Source organism: Globicatella sp. HMSC072A10 (assembly GCF_001811625.1).
Classification (GTDB): Bacteria; Bacillota; Bacilli; order Lactobacillales; family Aerococcaceae; genus Globicatella; species Globicatella sanguinis.
Map to the genome: position 1 here is coordinate 1 of NZ_KV805635.1, position 19642 is coordinate 19642.

The window sequence follows — 19642 nt, forward strand, 5'->3', positions numbered from 1 at the left end:
TTTCGCCACCAACACTAAAAATTATAGATCCATTTTAAACTATTCTTCAAACTAGACACACAAAAATCCCCACCCGTAGGTGAGGAAACATTTGTTAATTATTAAGATTATGACTAACCACGACGTTGGCGAGCGTCTGCTGCACGTTGTAAGGTTTGTCCGATATAGTTAACACAAAGCATTAAGATTAATACTAAGATAACCGCCGGTAACCAAACCCAAGTTTTATTTTCAATAACGTCTGGGTTATTAGCATAACCGATTAATGTACCAATTGATGGGGTTCCTACTGGTAAACCAAATCCTAAATAACTTAACCCGGTCTCAATCCCGATATTTCCAGCAAAACTTAAAGTTAAGTTGGTAATCATCATCGAGCTTAAGTTAGGTAATAATTCAAATAAGATAATTTTCCAGTCGCGAGTTCCCATCGTTTTTGAAGCACTAATATAATCTTTAGATGCTTCAGATAAGGTTGCTGTACGGAATAAACGTGTTGTACTTGGCCAAGCGAATACAGAAATAATTAAAATTAATTTCCACATACTGAACCCTTCAACGATTGTAATCATAACGATAGTAAACATGAACGTCGGTAAAACCATAATAAAGTCAACAATACGCATCATGACATCATCTACGACACCACCATAATAACCAGAGATTACCCCTAAAGCAATCCCAACAACGGCGGTAATAACCGTTACGGACCATCCGATAAATAATGTATTTTGAGTACCGGCAACTAACATCGTAAAGACATCACGTCCACCTTCATCAGTACCTAAAATATGGCCATCTACTCCCGGTTTTAAGAAACGGTCAAAAATGCTAACTTTCATTCCCGCGGGAACATCGATAAAATATGGCGATAATATTGAAATTAAAATAATAGAGATCAATAATACTAAAGCGAAAATAGCTAGTTTATCACGCATAAATTCACGGCGAATAACTTCAAAACCTAGGGGTGGCACAGATGTTTCTTGATCTTGAACTACTTCGGTTTCTTGCATATTTTGTTGTAATTCCATTGTGTCCTCCTCCTAGTCTATTCTAATTCGTGGATCCACGAATACCATAATAATATCTGATAACAAGGTACCTAATAAGGTCATAAATCCAAAGAACAATACTAAGGTCATCATGACTGAGAAATCACGACCACTGATTGAGTCTAAGAATAAACGTCCCATCCCTTGATAAGTAAAGATATTTTCTGTAATAACTGCCCCTGAAACTAAACCGGTAATGGTATATCCCATAAAGGCTGCAATTGGTAACAATGAGTTACGGAAAATATGACGGCGATATACTACAGCTTCAGGTACCCCTTTTGCACGAGCAGTACGCACATAGTCTTGTGATTTTGCATCAATAATTCCAGTACGTAAGTATTGAATGGTACCGGTAGTACTAATTAAAGCTAAGGTAGTACCCGGTAAAATGATATGATACAAGCGTGATAACACGGCTTGAATCGTACCCGGTGTGACACCTGAACTGATTGTCCCACGTGTTGGGAACCATTTTAATGTATAACCAAATAACCAAATCATTAATAAACCTAATACAAATGATGGCATTGAATACGAAATAAAGTTATATAAGTTAATCGTACGGTCAATCCAAGAATCTTGGTAGCGACCCGCTAATAAACCTAAAGGTAACGCAATAAGATACGTTAAAATTGCTGTAAATAATGATAACCAAATCGTTGGCCATACACGTTGTCCAATAATAGATAATACAGGTTGTTTGTATTTCCAACTTCTACCGAAGTCTCCCACTAAAACACCTTTCATCCAATCAATGTAACGTTCATACCATGGCTTGTTTAAGCCTAATTTTTCACGCATTGCTTCTAATTGAGCTGCTGAAATTGTTGGGTCAATTGTCCCGGTTAGGGCATCCCCTGGCATTAAGATACTCAATGCAAATACTAAAATTGTTAATATAAACAATTGTGGCAGCATTAAGACAATACGTCTAAGAATTGTTTTCCACATATTAATTGACGCCTCCTTGTCCATTAACATCTTTCAGAGCTACTTTGTGCGTAGATGATAATTCTTTCAAGTCGTAAACGCGACCTTCTTCCGTGAAATACTTAGATGCATTCGTTTGGTATTCTTTTTCAACACGTAAACGATTCATTTTGTTTTCTTCACGATTATTTGGATCGGTTTGCGGAATCGCAGATAATAAACGACGAGTGTAAATATGTTTTGGATCGCCATAAATATCGGTTCTTGAACCATATTCAGTGAAACGACCACGATACATAATTGCTAACTCATCACACATATGTTTTACGACCCCTAAGTCATGGGAGATAAATAAATAACTCGTATTATATTCATCTTGGATACGTCTCATAAAGTTTAATACTTGTGCTTGTACAGATAAGTCCAATGCAGAAACTGGCTCATCGGCAATGATTAATTTAGGATTAATCGCTACCGCTCTGGCTACCCCAATACGTTGACGTTGACCACCTGAAAATTCGTGTGGATATTTGTTTAAAGCATCTTCGGATAAACCGACAATATGCAGTAACTCAATCATTTTACGTTTTTCTTCTTCTGGTGTCATATTTTCAAAGTTACGTAACGGTTCTGATAAAACATCTGTAATACGTTTTTTAGGGTTAAAACTACTCATTGCATCTTGGAAAATCATTTGCACATTTCGACGATAATCAGATCGTCTTTTACGTGCTTCTGAAGTAATGTCTTTACCTTCATAGAAGATTTTACCATCTGTAATTTTTTCTAATCCAATAATGGCTTTACCGATTGTTGATTTACCTGAACCTGATTCTCCTACTAATCCATAAGTTTTTCCTTCTTCGAAGACTAAGTCAACGCCATCAACCGCATAAACATAATCAGTAATACGGTTAAAGAAGCCACTTCTAATTGGATAATGGACTTTCAGTCCTTCTACTCTCATAAATTCTGCCATTATTTCGCCTCCTCTTCAAAGTGGAAGTGTTCATGACAGGTACAACGAACGAAATGACCTGGCTCTACTTCATGTAAGGTTGGATTTTCTTCGTGAGCTTCTGCTCCAATCCACGGAATACGTGGAGCAAAACGACAACCTTTTCTTGGTAATTTAGGTAATGGTGGAACAATTCCTTGAATAACATGCAATTCACCTGATTCATCTTCTAAATTACTATCCGTTTGTGGGATTGAACGTAATAAAGAACGTGTATATGGATGTCGAGGATCATTGAATAAATCATGTACGGTTGCAATTTCAACGATTTGCCCTGCATACATCACGGCTACACGGTCAGCTGTTTCAGCTACAACTCCTAAGTCATGTGTAATTAAAATAATACCTGATTCAGTTTCTTCCTGAATATCATTTAATAAGTCCAAAATTTGAGCTTGGATAGTAACATCCAATGCTGTTGTTGGCTCATCGGCAATAATGATCGCCGGTTTACATGCTAATGCAATCGCTATAACCACACGTTGACGCATCCCACCGGATAATTCATGTGGATATTGTTTTGCTGTACGTTGTGGATTCGCAATCCCTACTTGATCTAATAATTCTAAAACGCGTTCATGGCGCTCATTAGAATTTAACTTTGTATGATAAATTAAAGCTTCATCAATTTGAGCTTCAATCGTCATCAAAGGATTTAATGAAGCTAATGGATCTTGGAAAATCATTCCGATTTCCTTACCACGAATACCATTAAAGGCTGCCTCATCATATTCAATAACATTTTCGTTTTGATAAATAATTTCACCAGTAATTTTCGTTACATTTGGGTTGTGTAATCCCATAATGGTCGTTGCAAGCGTACTCTTACCACAACCTGACTCTCCAACTATTGCTAATTTTTCATTTTTGAATAGTTGTAAAGAAACACCATCTACCGCATCATAATAATCATCTTTGATACGGAACCCAACATGCAAGTCTTTTATATCTAATAATAATTCTTGCTCATTCATGTTTTCCCTCCGTTCAGTTATACCTTATACTACTACGCTGTTAACGTCTCGATATATTGAACGGCATCGCCAACATTATCAAGTTGTTCTATTTTGTCATCATCAAATGTCACTTCAAATCGATTTTCTAATTCCATTACTAATTCAACGATATCCAATGAATCAGCACCTAAATCATTAAACGTCATTGTCGGAGTGACACTTTCTTCTTGAACATCAAAACGATCGATAATCATTTCTTTTACAATTTCGAATACATTTTCTTTAGTTCCCATTAATATACCTCCAACTAATTTTGCGTCTACACGCGCTAGTATACTCATACTATTTTACATACTAAATACTAAATTGTCTACCTAAAAATTAATTTAATTTAAGAATCCACTATTAGATTATGAGAAATTTTTAAAATGGTTAGCTATTTCTTCCACAACATTGCTTGTTAATATTTTATTTGCTTGTCTAATCGCATTGAAGATGGCTTCCTCATTAGAAGAGCCATGTGCTTTAATGACGGGCGCTTGTACTCCTAATAAAATAGCTCCGCCCTCTTTAGTGTCATCAAATTGATCTTTTAAATCACTCAATGCATCTTTGATTAATAATCCACCTAATTTGGATTTAAGGCCCGTATTTAATAATTGATTTTTGATTGCTTTAAAAATGGATTTAGAAGTTCCTTCCAATGATTTTAAAATAGCATTACCAGTAAAACCATCCGTAATGGCGATATCACATACACCTTGTAACAGTTCTTTTGCTTCGACATTGCCTATAAAATTTAATTCAGTTGCTTCTTTTAATAAAGGAAAGGTTGCTTTACTTAATTCATTCCCTTTGGTTTCTTCAGTACCATTATTAACTAAGCCTACTCTTGGTTTAGCGATACCGAACATGGCTTTGGCATAAAATGAAGCTAACACGGCAAATTGATATAAATTATTAGGTTTACAATCCGCATTTGCGCCTGCATCGGCTAAAATTAAATGTGGTGATTCAGGATTAAAAGTTGGTAATACTGGCATTAAACCTGGACGATCAATCCCTTTCATACGCCCAACGACGAGTAAACCACTTGCTAATAAAGCGCCAGTATTTCCGGCTGATAATAAAGCATCCGCTTTTTTCTCTTTTACATATTGTGCTGCCATTACCATTGAAGAACCTTTTTTACGACGCACCGCAGCCACAGGTTCATCATTACTTTCAACCACTTCATCGGTATGGACGATGGTGACTCTGTCTTCAACTGTTAATAATGGTTTTATTTGTGCTTCATCTCCAAATAGCAGTACTTCAATTTCGGGAAAAGTCGCGATAGCCTTATTGACTCCCTTTACAACTGCATTGGGAGCATGATCGCCTCCCATGGCATCGATTGCAATTTTAAACATTATATACCTTCTTTCTTAAACACATATTATCGTTTTTATCTTTCATTTAGGAAGTGGACAAGTATAACAAAATGAGATGATTTTCGCTTCAACTTCTAGCACTCACAGTCAGAAATTATTAACCTATTTTTTAGGTACTGTTTGATTTCTAATAAAAAATGCGCTGAGCATTTACGTGTAATAATTGAATCAATTTTATCAAATTTTTGCCAATTCAAACAAGCTAATAAAAATCTCTTCCTATTATATAGATAAGATTTATAAGTAATGATTTTATGTTCACTTAATGAAGTTATTTTACACTACTTTTTTAAATAGTTCATCTGATATGGTTATCATCAAAATAAGTTTTCAGATTTTGTCGTTTTCAAAAAAGTCATCACCATACAGTGATTTATTAATTATTATCTTGATTCGAAAATTACATTTCAATGATGGTAGAATCTTGCCAATCTTTTAAGGCTTGTTCTTCTTCATCAGATAAATGATGTAAATGATTTAAAAGTTCTTTGGCTTCTTGACGGGCAATCGCTAAAATATGCGCATCTTCGACCACATTCGCAAAATGAAATTGTGGTAATCCCGATTGGCTACGTCCCATAATATCGCCAATCCCTCTAATTTTCATATCCTCTTGACTAATAAAAAAGCCATCTTGAGATTGGGTCATAATATCCAGTCGTGCTTCTCCTTGTTCAGTAGTATGCGATCCGATGAGGTAACAATAACTTGGTAAATCACTTCGTCCGACCCGTCCTCTTAATTGATGTAACTGAGCTAAACCAAAGCGTTCAGCAGACTGAATTACAATGACTGTCGCGTTAGGAACATCGACACCAACTTCCACCATAGTAGTTGCCACTAAAATTTGGATCTGATTATCATTAAATTGATCCATTACCTGTTCTTGCGCTTCTTTATCTAACTGCCCGTGTAAGACGCCTACTTGATATTGAACAAAAACCTCGCTTAATTGATCGGCAATCTCGATTACATTATCAATCGACTGCATATTTTCTGAAGCATCAATCAACGGCAACACATAATACACTTGATGACCTGCCGCCAGTTCAATATGCATGCGTTCATATACTTCATCTATTTTTCCTGCTTCTACTCGATGGGTAGTAATCGGTTTACGTCCACCTGGTAATTCATCAATGGTCGAAACCGACAATTCGCCATATAATGTCATCGCTAATGAACGAGGAATCGGAGTAGCAGTCATTTGTAATAAATTAACTGCCGTATCATTTTTATTCAGTAAGGCTTGTCTTTGTCCAACCCCAAAACGGTGCTGTTCATCGATAATGACTAAGCCAAGCTGTTTGAATTGAACATTATCTTGAATGAGTGCATGCGTCCCAATCACAATTCGAATTCTACCCGTTTGTAAGCCTTCGATTAAATGTTGTTTTTCTTTTGCTTTTAAATTACTCACTAATAATTCTGCGTGTAAGCCCATCGGTTCAAATATCCGGTTAAAATTTTCATAATGTTGTTTGGCTAGTATTTCAGTAGGTGCCATTAAAGCCGTTTGAAAACCCGCTTGAATCGTTGCGATCATCCCTAAAAAGGCTACTAAGGTCTTTCCACTCCCGACATCACCTTGTAGCATTCGTTTCATAGGATAAGGTGCCATTAAGTCATAACAGATTTCATTCACAGCTTTTTTCTGAGCATTGGTCAATTCATAGGGTAAGGTCTTAATAACATTTTTTAGATCTTCAACCTCATAAAAAATTCGTACACCCTGCTCTTGACTATCACGATAAGCAGCGTTTAATAAGCGCCATTGATATAAGAAAAATTCAAGAAAGATGATTTTGCGCGTCGCTTGTTTCTTTTGCACTGAGTCTTTTGGAAAATGCATTTGATACAAAGCTTGATTCAATGGGATTAAGCGATATTTATCATTTAAATATTGGGGAATAATTTCAGGAATCTGATGATAATATTCATCAAAACCAGCTTGAATTGTTTTTAAAATGGTGATTTGACGAATTCCCTGTTTGCTAGGATAAACACCGGCAATATTATTCTCCCCATCTTCATCAATTTTAATCATTTTCATGCCTAGTAAACTTTGTTGGTTACTTTGCCATTTACCATAAACCACTTTTGTTTGGCCTAATTCAAATGATTTTTTTAAATAAGGTTGATTAAAAAAAACAACTTGGATGACCTCAGTGTCAGACACAGCAAAACGAAATGATAAACGACTCTTGCCCCGACCATAATAATTGACCACCGGTGGTGATACAACTTGTCCTTTTAAGGTTACTTTTTCTTGATCCATAATTGTTTTTAAATCTCGAATTTGAAAATCTTCATAGCGAAAAGGGAAATAAAATAATAAATCTCGAATAGTTAGAATGCCTAAAGAGGCAAATTGTTGTACTTTTGCTGGGCCTACTCCTTTTAAGGTTCCAATACTATCCAACCAATCACTCACTGACCTTGCCTCCTCCCTTAAAATAACACAAAAGAGCCGGGTTGCCCCAGCTCTAACTATCATCCTTAATACACTACTCTGCTGAAATGATATAATTATATACCGGTTGATTACCTTCTACAATTTCAAATTCAACGTCTTCAAATCGTTCTTCTAATTCTTCAGCAATTTGATTTGCTTCATCGACTGAACCGTCTTCGCCAACAATAATCGTCACAATTTCAGTTTCTTCAGTCATCATTAATTTTAAAGTTTGGTCTAATGCAGTTGGAGCATCTTGTACGGATAACATAATTTTACCACTCACAATGCCCATGTAATCATCTTTGTTAATTTTAACACCATCAATTTCGGTATCACGAATAGAATAAGTAATTTGACCACTGGTTACTTGGTGACTCATTGCAGTCATTTGTTCTTTATTTTCTTCAATCGATGCATCCACATTAAAGGCCATTAATGAAGCAATTCCTTCTGGAATGGTAGTCGTTGGAATGACCACTGTTGGAACTTCTGCCACTTGCGTTGCTTGTTCTGCAGCCATGACAATATTCTTATTGTTAGGTAATAAGATAATTTTCTTAGCGTGTACTCTTTCAATTGCTTTAATAAAGTCTTCAGTAGATGGGTTCATGGTTTGACCGCCTGATAACACTTCGGTCACACCAAGTGAGCGGAATAATTCCATAATCCCTTCACCGGCTGCTACTGCGATAATCGCATATTCACGTTCTGGTTCCGTTGGTTTCGCCGGTTCCGCCGCTTGTTTAGCTTTTTCATTTAATGCTTTTTCATCATTTTCTAGACTACGCACTTGTTCACGCATATTATCTACTTTAATCTTAATTAATTCACCAAATTCTTGGCCTAATTGCATAATTTCCCCAGGGTTTTCAGTATGAATATGAACTTTTACGATTTCATCGTCGGCTACTACTAATAATGAGTCTCCTTTTTGATCTAAGGTATTTCTAAATTCATCATAATTAAATGATTTTATAGTAGTAGGTCCTTCCCCAATGCGCACCATGATTTCGGTACAGTAACCATACGTAATCTCTTCAAGGGTCATTGGATTTTCTGCACCCTCTTCAAACATTGCATGTGCATGAGCTTGAGCTTGTTGTGATAATTCATCCGCATCTTGGGCAATACTTGCTTCGCCTTTAAGTGCAGATAAGAATCCTTCATAAACACTTAATAAACCTTTCCCACCTGAGTCAACAACACCTACTTGTTTTAAAACGGGTAATAAGTCAGGTGTCTTGGCTAAAGATTTTTCAGCGCCTGTTACGATTGATTGCATTACTTCAATAATATTATCTGTTTTAGCCGCTTTTTTCTCACCACGAATAGCTGATTCGCGGGCAACAGTTAAAATGGTTCCTTCTACGGGTTTCATCACCGCTTTATAGGCAGCTTCGACACCACCGGCAAAAGCAGCAGCAAAGTCATTAGCATCTAAAGTATCTTTGTCTGTAATTGCTTGTGAAAAACCACGGAAAATCTGCGATAAGATAACACCAGAGTTACCACGTGCTCCCATTAATAAACCTTTAGCTAAAGCACCCGCTAATTCTCCTACTTTGTCAGATTTTGATTGTTTTAAATTTTCTACCCCAGAAGTAAACGACATATTCATATTCGTTCCGGTATCACCATCTGGTACTGGAAACACATTTAATGAGTTAATGAGTTCCATTTGATCATTTAGTCGTTGGCCACCGGCAATCACCATTGCTCGAAATTCGGCTGCAGTTATTTTTGTTAATTCCACTTGAATCCTCCTCGATTTTAAGACTTAGTCCACTTTAACGCCTTGAACATGAACATTGACATAACTTGTCTCAAAACCTAATAATTGTTCAACATTATATTTCACGGCTTGCTGAATATTTTGACAAATGACTGATATTTTGGTGCCGTATGTAACTAAAATATACACATCGACTGCTACATCATTCCCCTGTTGGCTAATGACGACCCCTTTTGCATAGTTATCTTTTTTTAGAATTTCTGTAATATTATCGCGAATAAAATTTTTACTAACCATTCCAACGACACCGTAATTATCGGTAACAGCTGCACCTACTACGGTTGCGATTACTTCGTTGTTTAATGTAATTTGACCATTTGGAGTTTGAATTTTAATAGCCATTTATATACGCCTCCTCAAACTTATGTTTTGTATCGTAATAATTTTACCATAACTAGTGATTAAACGCTATTTATTACGGATGAAATCTGTATATTTTACAGAATAGGTGTCATTAAACTTAAAAACAAACAATTTAAACTCGCTTTACCTATCCCATACAATTTGGCTTGAATTGAAAGCGTCTCAATGAATTTAGTCCTACCCAGTCATTATGACTCTTTTAACAAAAATAGGGACTGGCAATCAACAAGAATGTGTTTGCCTAGCCCCTATTAGTATATTGTGTTAATTATACACGTTCAATTTTACCTGATTTTAAAGCGCGAGCAGATACCCAAACTTTTTTAGGTTCTCCGTCGATCATCACACGAACTTTTTGTAAATTAGCGCCGAAACGTCGTTTGCTTTGATTCATAGCATGAGAACGAGTGTTTCCTGATTTAGCTTTACGACCAGTGAAATAGCATACTTTAGCCATCGTAATTCCTCCTTTATATCGCAGGAGCTGAGTCTCTGCTTTTTCATACCTTACAAATTTACCATAGTTTAGCTGTAAAGGCAAGATACTTTACAGACTTTTTTTGTTTTTTTGTCATTAATAAATGATAATGTCTCATTAATTAACAAATGATTATGTCCCAAATATAAGTTATTCTTATCTTTATAGATAGGAGTGAAAGAATTGGGAGTCGAATTAAATATGTTTGAAGAAGAAAAATATAAAGCCATTAAGGCGGTTCATAATGGTCAAATGACAAAAGAACGAGCAGAAGTAAAACTTGATTTATCACGCAGACAAATTAACCGATTGGTTAAAAAATATAAAGAAGAAGGAAAAGCAGCATTTTTACACGGCAATACCAAGCGTAAACCAGCTACTACTCTCTCAGTTGCAATAAAGAAGAAAATTTTAAAATTATATAGAACAAAGTATAAATCTTTTAATATCACTCATTTTGTGGAAAAACTAAAAGAAGACGAGGAGATAAAAGTATCTTATACCACCGTCTATAAGCTTTTACTTGATCATCATTTATTGTCTCCTAAGGCTTTTAGGCAGACTAAGCGTAAGAAACGGAAGGAATTAAAAGCACTCGAAGAAACGAAAGACAAACTAACCAAACAAGAAGCTAAGACATTAAACGAGTTGGAAGGAGTTAATCCCTTAAAAGCACATCCGACACGATCAAGGAAAAAGTATTTTGGTGAACTCCTCCAAATGGATGCATCAAGTCATGATTGGTTTAAAGATGGTGGTTACGCTCATTTACACGCAGCAATTGATGATGCGACCGGAACAGTCGTCGGTGCTTACTTTAACAAAGAAGAAACGTTAAATGCCTATTATGAAATCTCTAGACAGTATTTGACTACCTACGGTATCCCTTATGAACTTTTAACAGATAATCGAACGGTATTTGAATACAATTTAAAAAAGAACCCTTCTGAAGAGAAAGATTCCTTTACACAATATGGATATGCTTGCCACACATTAGGTATCAAACTCACTACAACGAGTATTCCTGAGACAAAAGGAAAGATTGAACGTTTATGGAACACTTTCCAAGATCGTCTTTTAAATGAGATGGCACTGCTTAATATCCAAACAATAGAAGAAGCAAATAACTTTTTAGTTACATACCTTCCCAAGTACAATAAAAAGTTCGCCTTCTCCATCAAAGATACCAAATCTGTATTTGAAAAGCTACCTGGAAACCAACGAATTGAGCATATTCTCGCTCGTTTCTCAAGACGAGTCATTCAAAACGGACATAGCATTAAATACCAAAACAAAGAATATCATTTACATAACGAAAATGAAAGAGTTCTATTGAGGCCGAAAACGCGAGTGATGGTCATTGAGACGCTAGATAATGAGTTATACGTAAGCCATGGAGAATCGATCTTCAAAATGGAAGAAATAGCCTTTCGAGAGGAACACTCCAAAGCCTTTGACCCACCTGTCAAACCGAAGGTTAGGACTACCTATATACCTCCTCAAAGTCATCCGTGGAAAGGGCCGTCATTTGAAAGGTATCTGAGAATGAAAAAGAACAAAGAAAAAGTCAAAAACTAAATAATAAAAGATGTCTTTTCCATCCAAAAAGACATCTTCCATCATAAAAATAGTTAAACTCAAAAACAGGAAAATTCGGGACATTTTCATTTGTGATTGACAGATACTTTACAGACTTTTTTTGTTTTTTAAAAATTAATGATCATCTTGACCCCACATTACAACAATCATCCCCTTAGTAAATGACAATTCAATCACTGGATGAGTGGGAATAAACTCATTACTAATTAAAGCAGTCGGGGTCTTAAAATCCTTTGCTGGTAAATTATATTTAGCACCTTTAATTTGCCACGAGCTAACTGGGGTTAAAGAAATGATCGATAAATACTTCGCTTGCGATGGATTCAATAATTGATGATAACCTGGTTGATAAAAGCGCGCTTGATGTTGAGCTTCAATAAAATGAAGCTTTTCAACAATGTTTTCAAAGCGCGGTTCCAATACTAACCAAATATTGGCTAAAAAGTGATCAACACGACCGCCTCCACCTAAGGCTCCGTATATTGCAATCGTTTCATATTGAGAGTAATGCTCTAGTACATATAACAAAGCTAATTGCAAATCCGTATCATCTTTTTCTGATGGATAGCGATGAAGTGTTTGCGTATGTTCTTCAATGAAGACTAACTCACTTGCACTAACTGAATCAAAATCACCGAAAGCATGAGTTAAAGTAAAACCGGCTTTTATTAAGCGATAGGCGCCACGATCAACCCCTATTACTATGTCTTCTTCTTTTATTCGCAACTGGTCTAGGGCTGGATTAGGTCCTCCTGCGCAAATAATGACTTTTGCCATTCGCATCGCTCCTTATTTACGTAAAGACTCAATCGCTTGTTGACGGTCCGTTGCGTTAAAAATATAGGACCCCGCTACTAAAACATCGGCTCCAGCCGCCAGACATTGTTGAGCAGTCATTTCATTAATCCCCCCGTCAACTTCAATTTCATATTGATATTGGTGCTGACTACGTAACTCTTTTAATTGACTAATTTTGGTTAAAGTCGATTCGATAAAACTTTGTCCTCCGAACCCTGGGTTAACTGTCATGACCAACACTAAATCCACTTCTGATAATACAGCTTCGATGGCGGACACTGGTGTGCCAGGATTAATCACCACTCCTGCTTTTTTTCCTAGTTGTTTAATCATTTGAATCACGCGATGTAAATGATGAGTGGCTTCGACATGTACCGTAATAATATCGGCCCCAGCATTGGCAACCATTTCGACATATCGTTCTGGTTGTTCGACCATCATATGCACATCAAATACTAAGTCGGTATGAGGTCTTAACCATTGATAAACCATCGGCCCAAAAGAAATATTACCGACAAAGTTACCGTCCATTAGATCTATATGTAAATAATCTGCACCATATTGTTCAATTTCTTTAATTTCAGCTAATAATTTGGTAAAATCCGCACTCAACATTGAGGGAGCTATTTTCATTTTTTATTTCTCCTTTTTACGATAAATCGGTTTTCTTTGTTCAATTTTTTGTAATATTTGACTATAATTTTCATATCGAGAGGTGGCAATTTCGCCGGTTTCAACCGCTTCTTTGACTGCACAGTTAGGTTCATTTTGATGTAGACATCCTCTAAAGCGACACTCAGCACTCTTGTGCCAAATTTCAGGAAAATACTGACTCAGTGCTTCTTTTTCAATTTGTGGAAAGTCAATTGCACTAAATCCAGGCGTATCTGCAAGAAGCCCTTGATATAAGCGATATAAAGTGACTTCACGGGTCGTATGACGTCCACGATTTAAATAATCACTAATTTCACCGGTAGCAATATCGGCTTTAGGTAATAAATCATTTAATAAAGTCGATTTACCTACACCTGATTGGCCCATCACGATGTAAATAGCATCTTTACTAACTACTGATTCTATTTCCTTCGCAAAAGTACTAATCTCTTTTTTAACGATGACTTGATAGCCAATCTTTTGATAAACCTCTTTAATTTCTTTTACTTTTAATTCTGCTGTCGCTTCACCTAACGCTTTTACTAATAAATCATATTTGGTAAGTAAAATAATCGGTTCAATTTGATGAGACTCAATCGATACTAAAAAATAGTCTAATAAATTATAAGAAAAATCTGGTTCGACCAGTGACATCACAATAAACGCATCATCCACATTGGCCACTGGGGGTCTCACTAAACTGTTTTTTCTTGGAAATATCGTTACTAAACGACTTTCGGATTGACTATCGTCAAGATCGATTTCGATTTCAACATGATCCCCAACCAGTGGTTTTACTTGTTGATGTCGAAATTTCCCTTTAGGTTTAGTGGCATATGAATGACCTTCAGACCATACATAATAAAAACCGCTAATCGCCTGATAAATGATCCCTTCTTTCGTAATGATTTGCTTTTCTTTCACAAATTCCCTCCTCGTTTTATAAAAATAGACCACTACTGCCGACTCTAATCGGTCAATAGCAGTCCTTTCACTTCAACTATTGTTCTGGGTAAACAGCATTACTTTCCATATAAACTTCACCATCTCTTAAAATACGATACTGACCGACACCATCATTCTTAATAAAGAATTTTAATTGAACGGTCGTTGTTTCGGTTATTTCAAAACTACGATGTAAAGTATTAATATTGTTTTGTGAATCACCAATATAAACATCGATTACATTTGGTAATGGTTTTTTCATTTCCAAATCAGTGTCTGCATAAGTCGGTAAATATTCAAGCGTGATGGTCTCGGTATGTTGTAGAACCACTTCTTCTTGTGCACCTTTCGAGACAACGACTGAAATAGTATCACCTGGAACTAAAGCTGTACCACTCGCAGGGTCTTGGCTAATAACTTGATCAGCTGATATATAATCATCATAAGCATAGGTGACATCAACATTTAAACCATATTCATCTGCAAAGTTTTGCACCATGGATAAAGGTAAATTATTAAAATCTTGCATAGAAATACTATCCGACATTTGTCCTACTGTAAAGGTAATCGTAGTATCAGTTGGTACTACCTTTGAGCCAGGCTCAACGCTCTGGTCTAAAATAACCCCAACTTGACTTTCATCATTGGTTGCCATTCCGCGTCGCACCACAATAAAGTTAGCATCCGTCAATTCTTTACGAATCGGTTCATAAGCTTCGCCAATATAATTACCAATTTCAACTTGCTCTTTGCCATTACTTACTACTAAGTTAACGGCACTATTTTTTTCAATACGTGAATTGGCTTCCGGTTTAGTTTCAATAGCCGTTCCCGCTGGTAAGGTCTTATCCCATTGGGGAATAATTTGATTGACGTTTAAATTATTTTCTTCTAATAACTTTATCGCTTCTTCTTGCGTTTTATTGTATACATCCGGTATCGTTACAAAACGGGTAGTCTGACCATAGACATAATAGGCACCAAGTAATAAAAGTACTAGTAATAACAGACCCACTAACCAACGCACGAAACGATAATTTTTGCGCACAGGTTCAATCGGTGGGACGACATCAAAACTAGGTACTAATTCTTCATCCAAAGGTTCTGGCGCTTCCATTTTTTCATCTAAAGCTTTATGAGCTGAAGAGATGGGTTTAATTGGTTTTAAAACCGTGGTTTCAGACATATCCTTTGGTACAAAAAGTGCTTCATTCATACGATTAGCACTTAAACTAGTGGTCAAGTCTTGATGCATTTCTTCGACAGAATTATAGCGATCGGCTGGATTTTTTGTTGTCGCTTTTAAGACCACATTTTCCAAACTTTGTGGCACATAATCGACCGTTTCTTTCACACGGGGAAAGGCCTCTTGGAAATGTTTAAGAGCAATCGACACCGCCGATTCGCCATTAAAGGGAACGGTACCTGTAATCAATTCATATAATACGACCCCAAGGGCGTAAATATCTGATTTAATCGTTGCGCTACTACCACGAGCTTGTTCTGGTGATAAATAATGAACCGAACCTAATAATGTATTCGTTTGGGTAATACTGGTGTCCGATAAGGCAATCGCAATCCCAAAGTCAGTAATTTTCACTTCATTATTTTCCGTGATTAAAATATTTTGCGGTTTAATATCACGGTGAATAATACGGTTTTTATGGGCAATTTCAATAGCTGACAAAATTTGACTCATAATCGAAACCGTTAATTCTAATGAAAGTGGCGCATTTTGTTTAATAAAGGATTTTAAATCTGTTCCCTTCACATACTCCATTACAATATATTGTTGTTGATCGGTCTCATCGACATCATAAACTTCAACAATATTATGATGCAGTAATTGACTGGCAGACATCGCTTCTCTTTGGAAACGACGTATCGCATCTTTATTATCTTGGAAGTCAAAGCGTAAAACTTTAACAGCAACATCACGATCTAGTATTAAATCACGTGCTAAAAATACATTCGCCATGCCACCTTGACCAATAACATCATATATCTGATAACGATCCGAGAGTTTATCTCCTATTTCAATCATGCTGACACCTCCTCATTTGAGAATTCAGATGCTAAAATAACGGTAATATTATCAGTTCCTCCCGCATTATTTGCGGCTTCAATTAATTTTTCAGGAAAATCATCTGCAAGACGATCCTGATTAAACATTTCAAGCAATTGTGTATCTTCTACCATATTGGTTAAGCCATCTGAACAAAGCATCAGCATTTCTACTTGTTCCAATGGAATCAAGTTGCTTTCAGCTTCAACATCAGGAGTGCCACCAATTGATTGAGTCACCACATTGCGTTGCGGATGCATTTGACCTTCTTCTTTCGTAATTTCACCTGTTTTAATCAAGACATTGACTAAAGAATGATCTTCGGTCACTTGACGTAATTGGCCTTCTTTATAGACATATGCCCGGCTATCCCCTACATGTACGATAACCAATTGATTTTCAACTACTATAGCCGCGACTAAGGTTGTTCCCATGCCTTCCAGTTGACTTTCTGACTTCGATTTTTCATAAATATATAAATTAACGGCTTCAATTTGTTCTTTTAACCACGTTTGAATATTGGTTAAATCAAATTTTTCTTCAGTTTGAACAAAGCGCTCCCCTAAAAATTGAGTGGTTTGTTTACTCGCGACATCGCCCGCTTGATGCCCTCCGACACCATCACATAAAATAAATAATACTTGCTGATGTTGATTTGTAAAATAATCAGCATAGTCTTGATTTGATGAACGTTTTCGTCCAACATTTGAACGGACTTTGATTTTCATCCTTTCACCTCTCATATAAACCTGTGTTTATTTTTTAACGAAACGACTAATAAAGAAGCCGTCTGTATGATATTGATGCGGCCAAACTCGAATTTGACCTGCTGAATTAAGTAAATCTGCTTGTAATAATTCTTCTGGTTGAATTGGATCTAATTGAAAATCAGTATGATTGGCTAAAAATTGATCAACCATTTGCTCATTTTCAATTGGAGCTAGTGTACATGTGCTATAGACTAACACCCCTCCAGGTTTCAATAAACTTGCGACATGATTCAATATTTCAGCTTGGATTTTTGCTAATTCAACCAAATCTTGTGCTTGCTTTTCATATTTTATTTCTGGTTTTCGACGCATCAAGCCTAAACCGGAACATGGAGCATCCAAATATATTGTATCATATAATACATTATTTTTCGGCAAAAATTTTGACGCATCGGCCTGTTGGGTGGTTACTTTTTTAACTAGACCCATTCGTTGTAAATGTTGATCTACTTTCTTTAATTTATAGCTCGATAAATCCAAGGCAGTCAAATGGCCTGTCGTTAATAATTGGGCAATATGCGTCGCTTTACCACCAGGTGCTGAACAAGCATCTAATATTTGCTCTGTTCCGATTATTTTTCCTAATGGTGCGACTAACATGCTGGACTCATCTTGAATGGTCACTCGTCCTTCTTTAAAGACATTAGAATGAATCAAATCACCACTTTGTACGATTAAGCCATAAGGTGACACCTTACTAGGCTCAGTGATCACTTGTTCGGTTTGTAATTGTTGCTGAATCTCTTGACGTTGATCAGTATTCGCAATCACCCGCGCTGATAAATGGGGTGTCTTTAATAAACTCTTTAGTAATAATTCCAACTGTTCACTTTGATCCCCTAACCAGTGTGAAAGTTGCTCGACTAACCATAATGGCATGCTGTATTGAATACTCAAATAGTCATATAATGCCGTTGTCTTATCAGGTAATACCCTTAAAGGTTGGCGTTTAAACTGTCTTAAAATGGCATTAACAAACTTGCCTAAACCACCATGCCCATTCGTTTTCGCAATTTCGACTGCTTCATTTAAAACGGCATGATCTGGGATTTTATCTAAAAACAATAGTTGATAGACACTTAAGCGGAATAAAGAAGCAATCCAAGTATCGACTTTCTTCCCCTTTATAAACGGTTCTAAATAATAATCTAACGTTAAGCGTCTTTGCACTACACCATAGACTAATTGTACCAATAATTTTTGGTCCAATTCATTCAAGTGAGTATGTTGTAAGGTTTGATCGATTAAAACATTAGAATATTGATTTTCATATTCAATTTGATGAATTAGTTTGAGAGCTTGCCATCTAACATTATTGGCTAACTGTTTTTCACTTCGTTGTTTTATTTTCATTTGTAGTCACTCTATTCAAATCGTTGCCCGATTAAATCTTCAGCATTAATTCCATTTAAAAAAGTAGCTGCATCCATTCTCCTTTTGCCGCTTGGTTGTAATGACGTTATCGCATAATAGCCTTCTTGGCATTGGACAATTACTTGGTCATCTTCTACAGCTACAATCGTCCCTGGTGCTACAATTTGCGGTGTGGAATAAGTTATTGGTTGCCCTTCCCACACTTTTAAACGTTGACCATTCCACATAGTATAAGTTGAAGGAAATGGTCGAAAAGCTCTGACATGATTATGTACTGCAGTTGCTGATTGCGACCAATCAATTTTTTCTTGCTCCTTAGAGATAGTGGGAGAGAAAGTAACCAACTGTTCATCTTGCTTAATAGACGTTATTTCCCCTGCAAATAATGGCGGTAATGTTTCTAATAATAAATCGCGGCCTATTATTGCTAAACGTTTGAACAATTGACCGACGTCATCAGTATAATGAATAGGTGTCTTAGCTTGTGCTAAAATATCACCCGCATCCATTTCTTTTTCCATATACATAATCGAAATACCGGTTTCCTCTTCACCTTGCCAAATCGCATAATGAATCGGTGCCCCACCGCGATATTTTGGCAATAGTGATGCATGCACATTAATGGCTAAATATTTTGGATGTTTTAATAATTTTGTCGGCACAAATTGACCATAAGCGGCCGTGACAATTAAATCAACGTCCATGGCTAATATTTGTTCCATCTCTTCTGATTTACCTAATTTTTCCGGTTGGAAAACAGGAATTTGATGACTCAATGCTACTTCTTTTACTGGCGAAGCAGTTAATACTTTTTTACGACCTACTGGGCGATCTGGTTGAGTCACAACGGCAATCACTTCATATAATGAGGATTGTGCTAAAATCCCTTTTAAAACTGTTGCTGAAAATTCAGGTGTCCCCATAAAAATAATCTTCTTCATATAATTTACC

18 protein-coding genes are annotated in these 19642 nt (G+C 36.3%); 1 reads left to right on the forward strand and 17 read right to left on the reverse strand.

The window, feature by feature from the left end:
* Window positions 1-113: 113 nt before the first annotated feature.
* From HMPREF2811_RS01885 to rpmB, 10 genes are all read right to left on the reverse strand, one after another.
* Entirely contained in the window at window positions 114-1016 is a 903-nt protein-coding gene (locus HMPREF2811_RS01885) for an ABC transporter permease (protein WP_071407891.1), read from the reverse strand.
* Window positions 1017-1046: 30 nt separating this feature from the next.
* On the reverse strand, window positions 1047-2009 hold the full coding sequence (opp4B, locus tag HMPREF2811_RS01890) for an oligopeptide ABC transporter permease (protein WP_071407867.1): 963 nt from the start codon (window positions 2007-2009) through the stop codon (window positions 1047-1049).
* A gap of 1 nt (window position 2010) precedes the next feature.
* Window positions 2011-2967, reverse strand: a complete 957-nt coding sequence (locus tag HMPREF2811_RS01895; protein ID WP_066124098.1) for an ATP-binding cassette domain-containing protein — start codon at window positions 2965-2967, stop codon at window positions 2011-2013.
* On the reverse strand, window positions 2967-3980 hold the full coding sequence (locus tag HMPREF2811_RS01900; protein ID WP_071407868.1) for an ABC transporter ATP-binding protein: 1014 nt from the start codon (window positions 3978-3980) through the stop codon (window positions 2967-2969). The genes HMPREF2811_RS01895 and HMPREF2811_RS01900 overlap by 1 nt, the downstream gene beginning before the upstream one ends.
* 32 nt (window positions 3981-4012) lie before the next feature.
* Window positions 4013-4255, reverse strand: coding sequence for an acyl carrier protein (gene acpP / locus HMPREF2811_RS01905; protein WP_066124101.1), 243 nt, complete (start codon window positions 4253-4255; stop codon window positions 4013-4015).
* A gap of 117 nt (window positions 4256-4372) precedes the next feature.
* Window positions 4373-5374, reverse strand: a complete 1002-nt coding sequence (gene plsX, locus HMPREF2811_RS01910) for a phosphate acyltransferase PlsX (RefSeq protein ID WP_071407869.1) — start codon at window positions 5372-5374, stop codon at window positions 4373-4375.
* 421 nt (window positions 5375-5795) lie between these two features.
* On the reverse strand, window positions 5796-7829 hold the full coding sequence (gene recG / locus HMPREF2811_RS01915; RefSeq protein ID WP_071407870.1) for an ATP-dependent DNA helicase RecG: 2034 nt from the start codon (window positions 7827-7829) through the stop codon (window positions 5796-5798).
* 73 nt (window positions 7830-7902) lie between these two features.
* Window positions 7903-9606, reverse strand: coding sequence for a DAK2 domain-containing protein (locus HMPREF2811_RS01920; RefSeq protein ID WP_071407871.1), 1704 nt, complete (start codon window positions 9604-9606; stop codon window positions 7903-7905).
* 24 nt (window positions 9607-9630) lie between these two features.
* Complete coding sequence (locus HMPREF2811_RS01925; RefSeq protein ID WP_071407872.1) at window positions 9631-9987, reverse strand: Asp23/Gls24 family envelope stress response protein; 357 nt, start codon at window positions 9985-9987, stop codon at window positions 9631-9633.
* A gap of 289 nt (window positions 9988-10276) precedes the next feature.
* Window positions 10277-10465 (reverse strand): 50S ribosomal protein L28, encoded by a 189-nt coding sequence (rpmB, locus tag HMPREF2811_RS01930; RefSeq protein ID WP_066124112.1) that lies wholly within the window; start codon window positions 10463-10465, stop codon window positions 10277-10279.
* A gap of 204 nt (window positions 10466-10669) precedes the next feature.
* Here rpmB and HMPREF2811_RS01935 point away from each other — a divergent pair, with 204 nt between their 5' ends.
* Window positions 10670-12064 (forward strand): ISNCY family transposase, encoded by a 1395-nt coding sequence (locus HMPREF2811_RS01935; protein WP_141749230.1) that lies wholly within the window; start codon window positions 10670-10672, stop codon window positions 12062-12064.
* Between the two features lie 135 nt (window positions 12065-12199).
* Here HMPREF2811_RS01935 and HMPREF2811_RS01940 read toward each other — a convergent pair whose 3' ends face one another.
* From HMPREF2811_RS01940 to fmt, 7 genes are all read right to left on the reverse strand, one after another.
* Entirely contained in the window at window positions 12200-12862 is a 663-nt protein-coding gene (locus HMPREF2811_RS01940) for a thiamine diphosphokinase (RefSeq protein WP_071407874.1), read from the reverse strand.
* Between the two features lie 12 nt (window positions 12863-12874).
* Window positions 12875-13516: a ribulose-phosphate 3-epimerase gene (gene rpe, locus HMPREF2811_RS01945; RefSeq protein ID WP_066124117.1), complete on the reverse strand. Its 642-nt coding sequence runs from the start codon at window positions 13514-13516 to the stop codon at window positions 12875-12877.
* Between the two features lie 3 nt (window positions 13517-13519).
* Window positions 13520-14461: a ribosome small subunit-dependent GTPase A gene (gene rsgA / locus HMPREF2811_RS01950; RefSeq protein WP_071407875.1), complete on the reverse strand. Its 942-nt coding sequence runs from the start codon at window positions 14459-14461 to the stop codon at window positions 13520-13522.
* A 76-nt stretch (window positions 14462-14537) separates the two neighbouring features.
* Window positions 14538-16526 (reverse strand): Stk1 family PASTA domain-containing Ser/Thr kinase, encoded by a 1989-nt coding sequence (pknB, locus tag HMPREF2811_RS01955; RefSeq protein ID WP_071407876.1) that lies wholly within the window; start codon window positions 16524-16526, stop codon window positions 14538-14540.
* Window positions 16523-17275 (reverse strand): Stp1/IreP family PP2C-type Ser/Thr phosphatase, encoded by a 753-nt coding sequence (locus HMPREF2811_RS01960; RefSeq protein WP_071407877.1) that lies wholly within the window; start codon window positions 17273-17275, stop codon window positions 16523-16525. The genes pknB and HMPREF2811_RS01960 overlap by 4 nt, the downstream gene beginning before the upstream one ends.
* A gap of 27 nt (window positions 17276-17302) precedes the next feature.
* Window positions 17303-18670 carry a 16S rRNA (cytosine(967)-C(5))-methyltransferase RsmB gene (rsmB, locus tag HMPREF2811_RS01965; RefSeq protein WP_071407878.1) on the reverse strand — a complete coding sequence of 456 codons (1368 nt, stop codon included), beginning with the start codon at window positions 18668-18670 and terminating at the stop codon, window positions 17303-17305.
* An 11-nt stretch (window positions 18671-18681) separates the two neighbouring features.
* A complete protein-coding gene (gene fmt / locus HMPREF2811_RS01970) occupies window positions 18682-19632 on the reverse strand; it encodes a methionyl-tRNA formyltransferase (protein ID WP_071407879.1) in 951 nt (316 codons plus the stop codon).
* Window positions 19633-19642 lie beyond the last annotated feature (10 nt).

Bases quoted from the DNA above. Each gene is read 5' to 3' on its own strand.
- acpP (WP_066124101.1), bottom strand. From the start codon at position 4,255: ATGGGAACTAAAGAAAATGTATTCGAAATTGTAAAAGAAATGATTATC.
- rpmB (WP_066124112.1), bottom strand. From the start codon at position 10,465: ATGGCTAAAGTATGCTATTTCACTGGTCGTAAAGCTAAATCAGGAAAC.
- HMPREF2811_RS01900 (WP_071407868.1), bottom strand. From the start codon at position 3,980: ATGAATGAGCAAGAATTATTATTAGATATAAAAGACTTGCATGTTGGG.
- pknB (WP_071407876.1), bottom strand. From the start codon at position 16,526: ATGATTGAAATAGGAGATAAACTCTCGGATCGTTATCAGATATATGAT.
- HMPREF2811_RS01895 (WP_066124098.1), bottom strand. From the start codon at position 2,967: ATGGCAGAATTTATGAGAGTAGAAGGACTGAAAGTCCATTATCCAATT.
- rsmB (WP_071407878.1), bottom strand. From the start codon at position 18,670: ATGAAAATAAAACAACGAAGTGAAAAACAGTTAGCCAATAATGTTAGA.
- opp4B (WP_071407867.1), bottom strand. From the start codon at position 2,009: ATGTGGAAAACAATTCTTAGACGTATTGTCTTAATGCTGCCACAATTG.
- plsX (WP_071407869.1), bottom strand. From the start codon at position 5,374: ATGTTTAAAATTGCAATCGATGCCATGGGAGGCGATCATGCTCCCAAT.
- HMPREF2811_RS01885 (WP_071407891.1), bottom strand. From the start codon at position 1,016: ATGCAAGAAACCGAAGTAGTTCAAGATCAAGAAACATCTGTGCCACCC.
- HMPREF2811_RS01925 (WP_071407872.1), bottom strand. From the start codon at position 9,987: ATGGCTATTAAAATTCAAACTCCAAATGGTCAAATTACATTAAACAAC.
- rpe (WP_066124117.1), bottom strand. From the start codon at position 13,516: ATGAAAATAGCTCCCTCAATGTTGAGTGCGGATTTTACCAAATTATTA.
- HMPREF2811_RS01940 (WP_071407874.1), bottom strand. From the start codon at position 12,862: ATGGCAAAAGTCATTATTTGCGCAGGAGGACCTAATCCAGCCCTAGAC.
- HMPREF2811_RS01960 (WP_071407877.1), bottom strand. From the start codon at position 17,275: ATGAAAATCAAAGTCCGTTCAAATGTTGGACGAAAACGTTCATCAAAT.
- fmt (WP_071407879.1), bottom strand. From the start codon at position 19,632: ATGAAGAAGATTATTTTTATGGGGACACCTGAATTTTCAGCAACAGTT.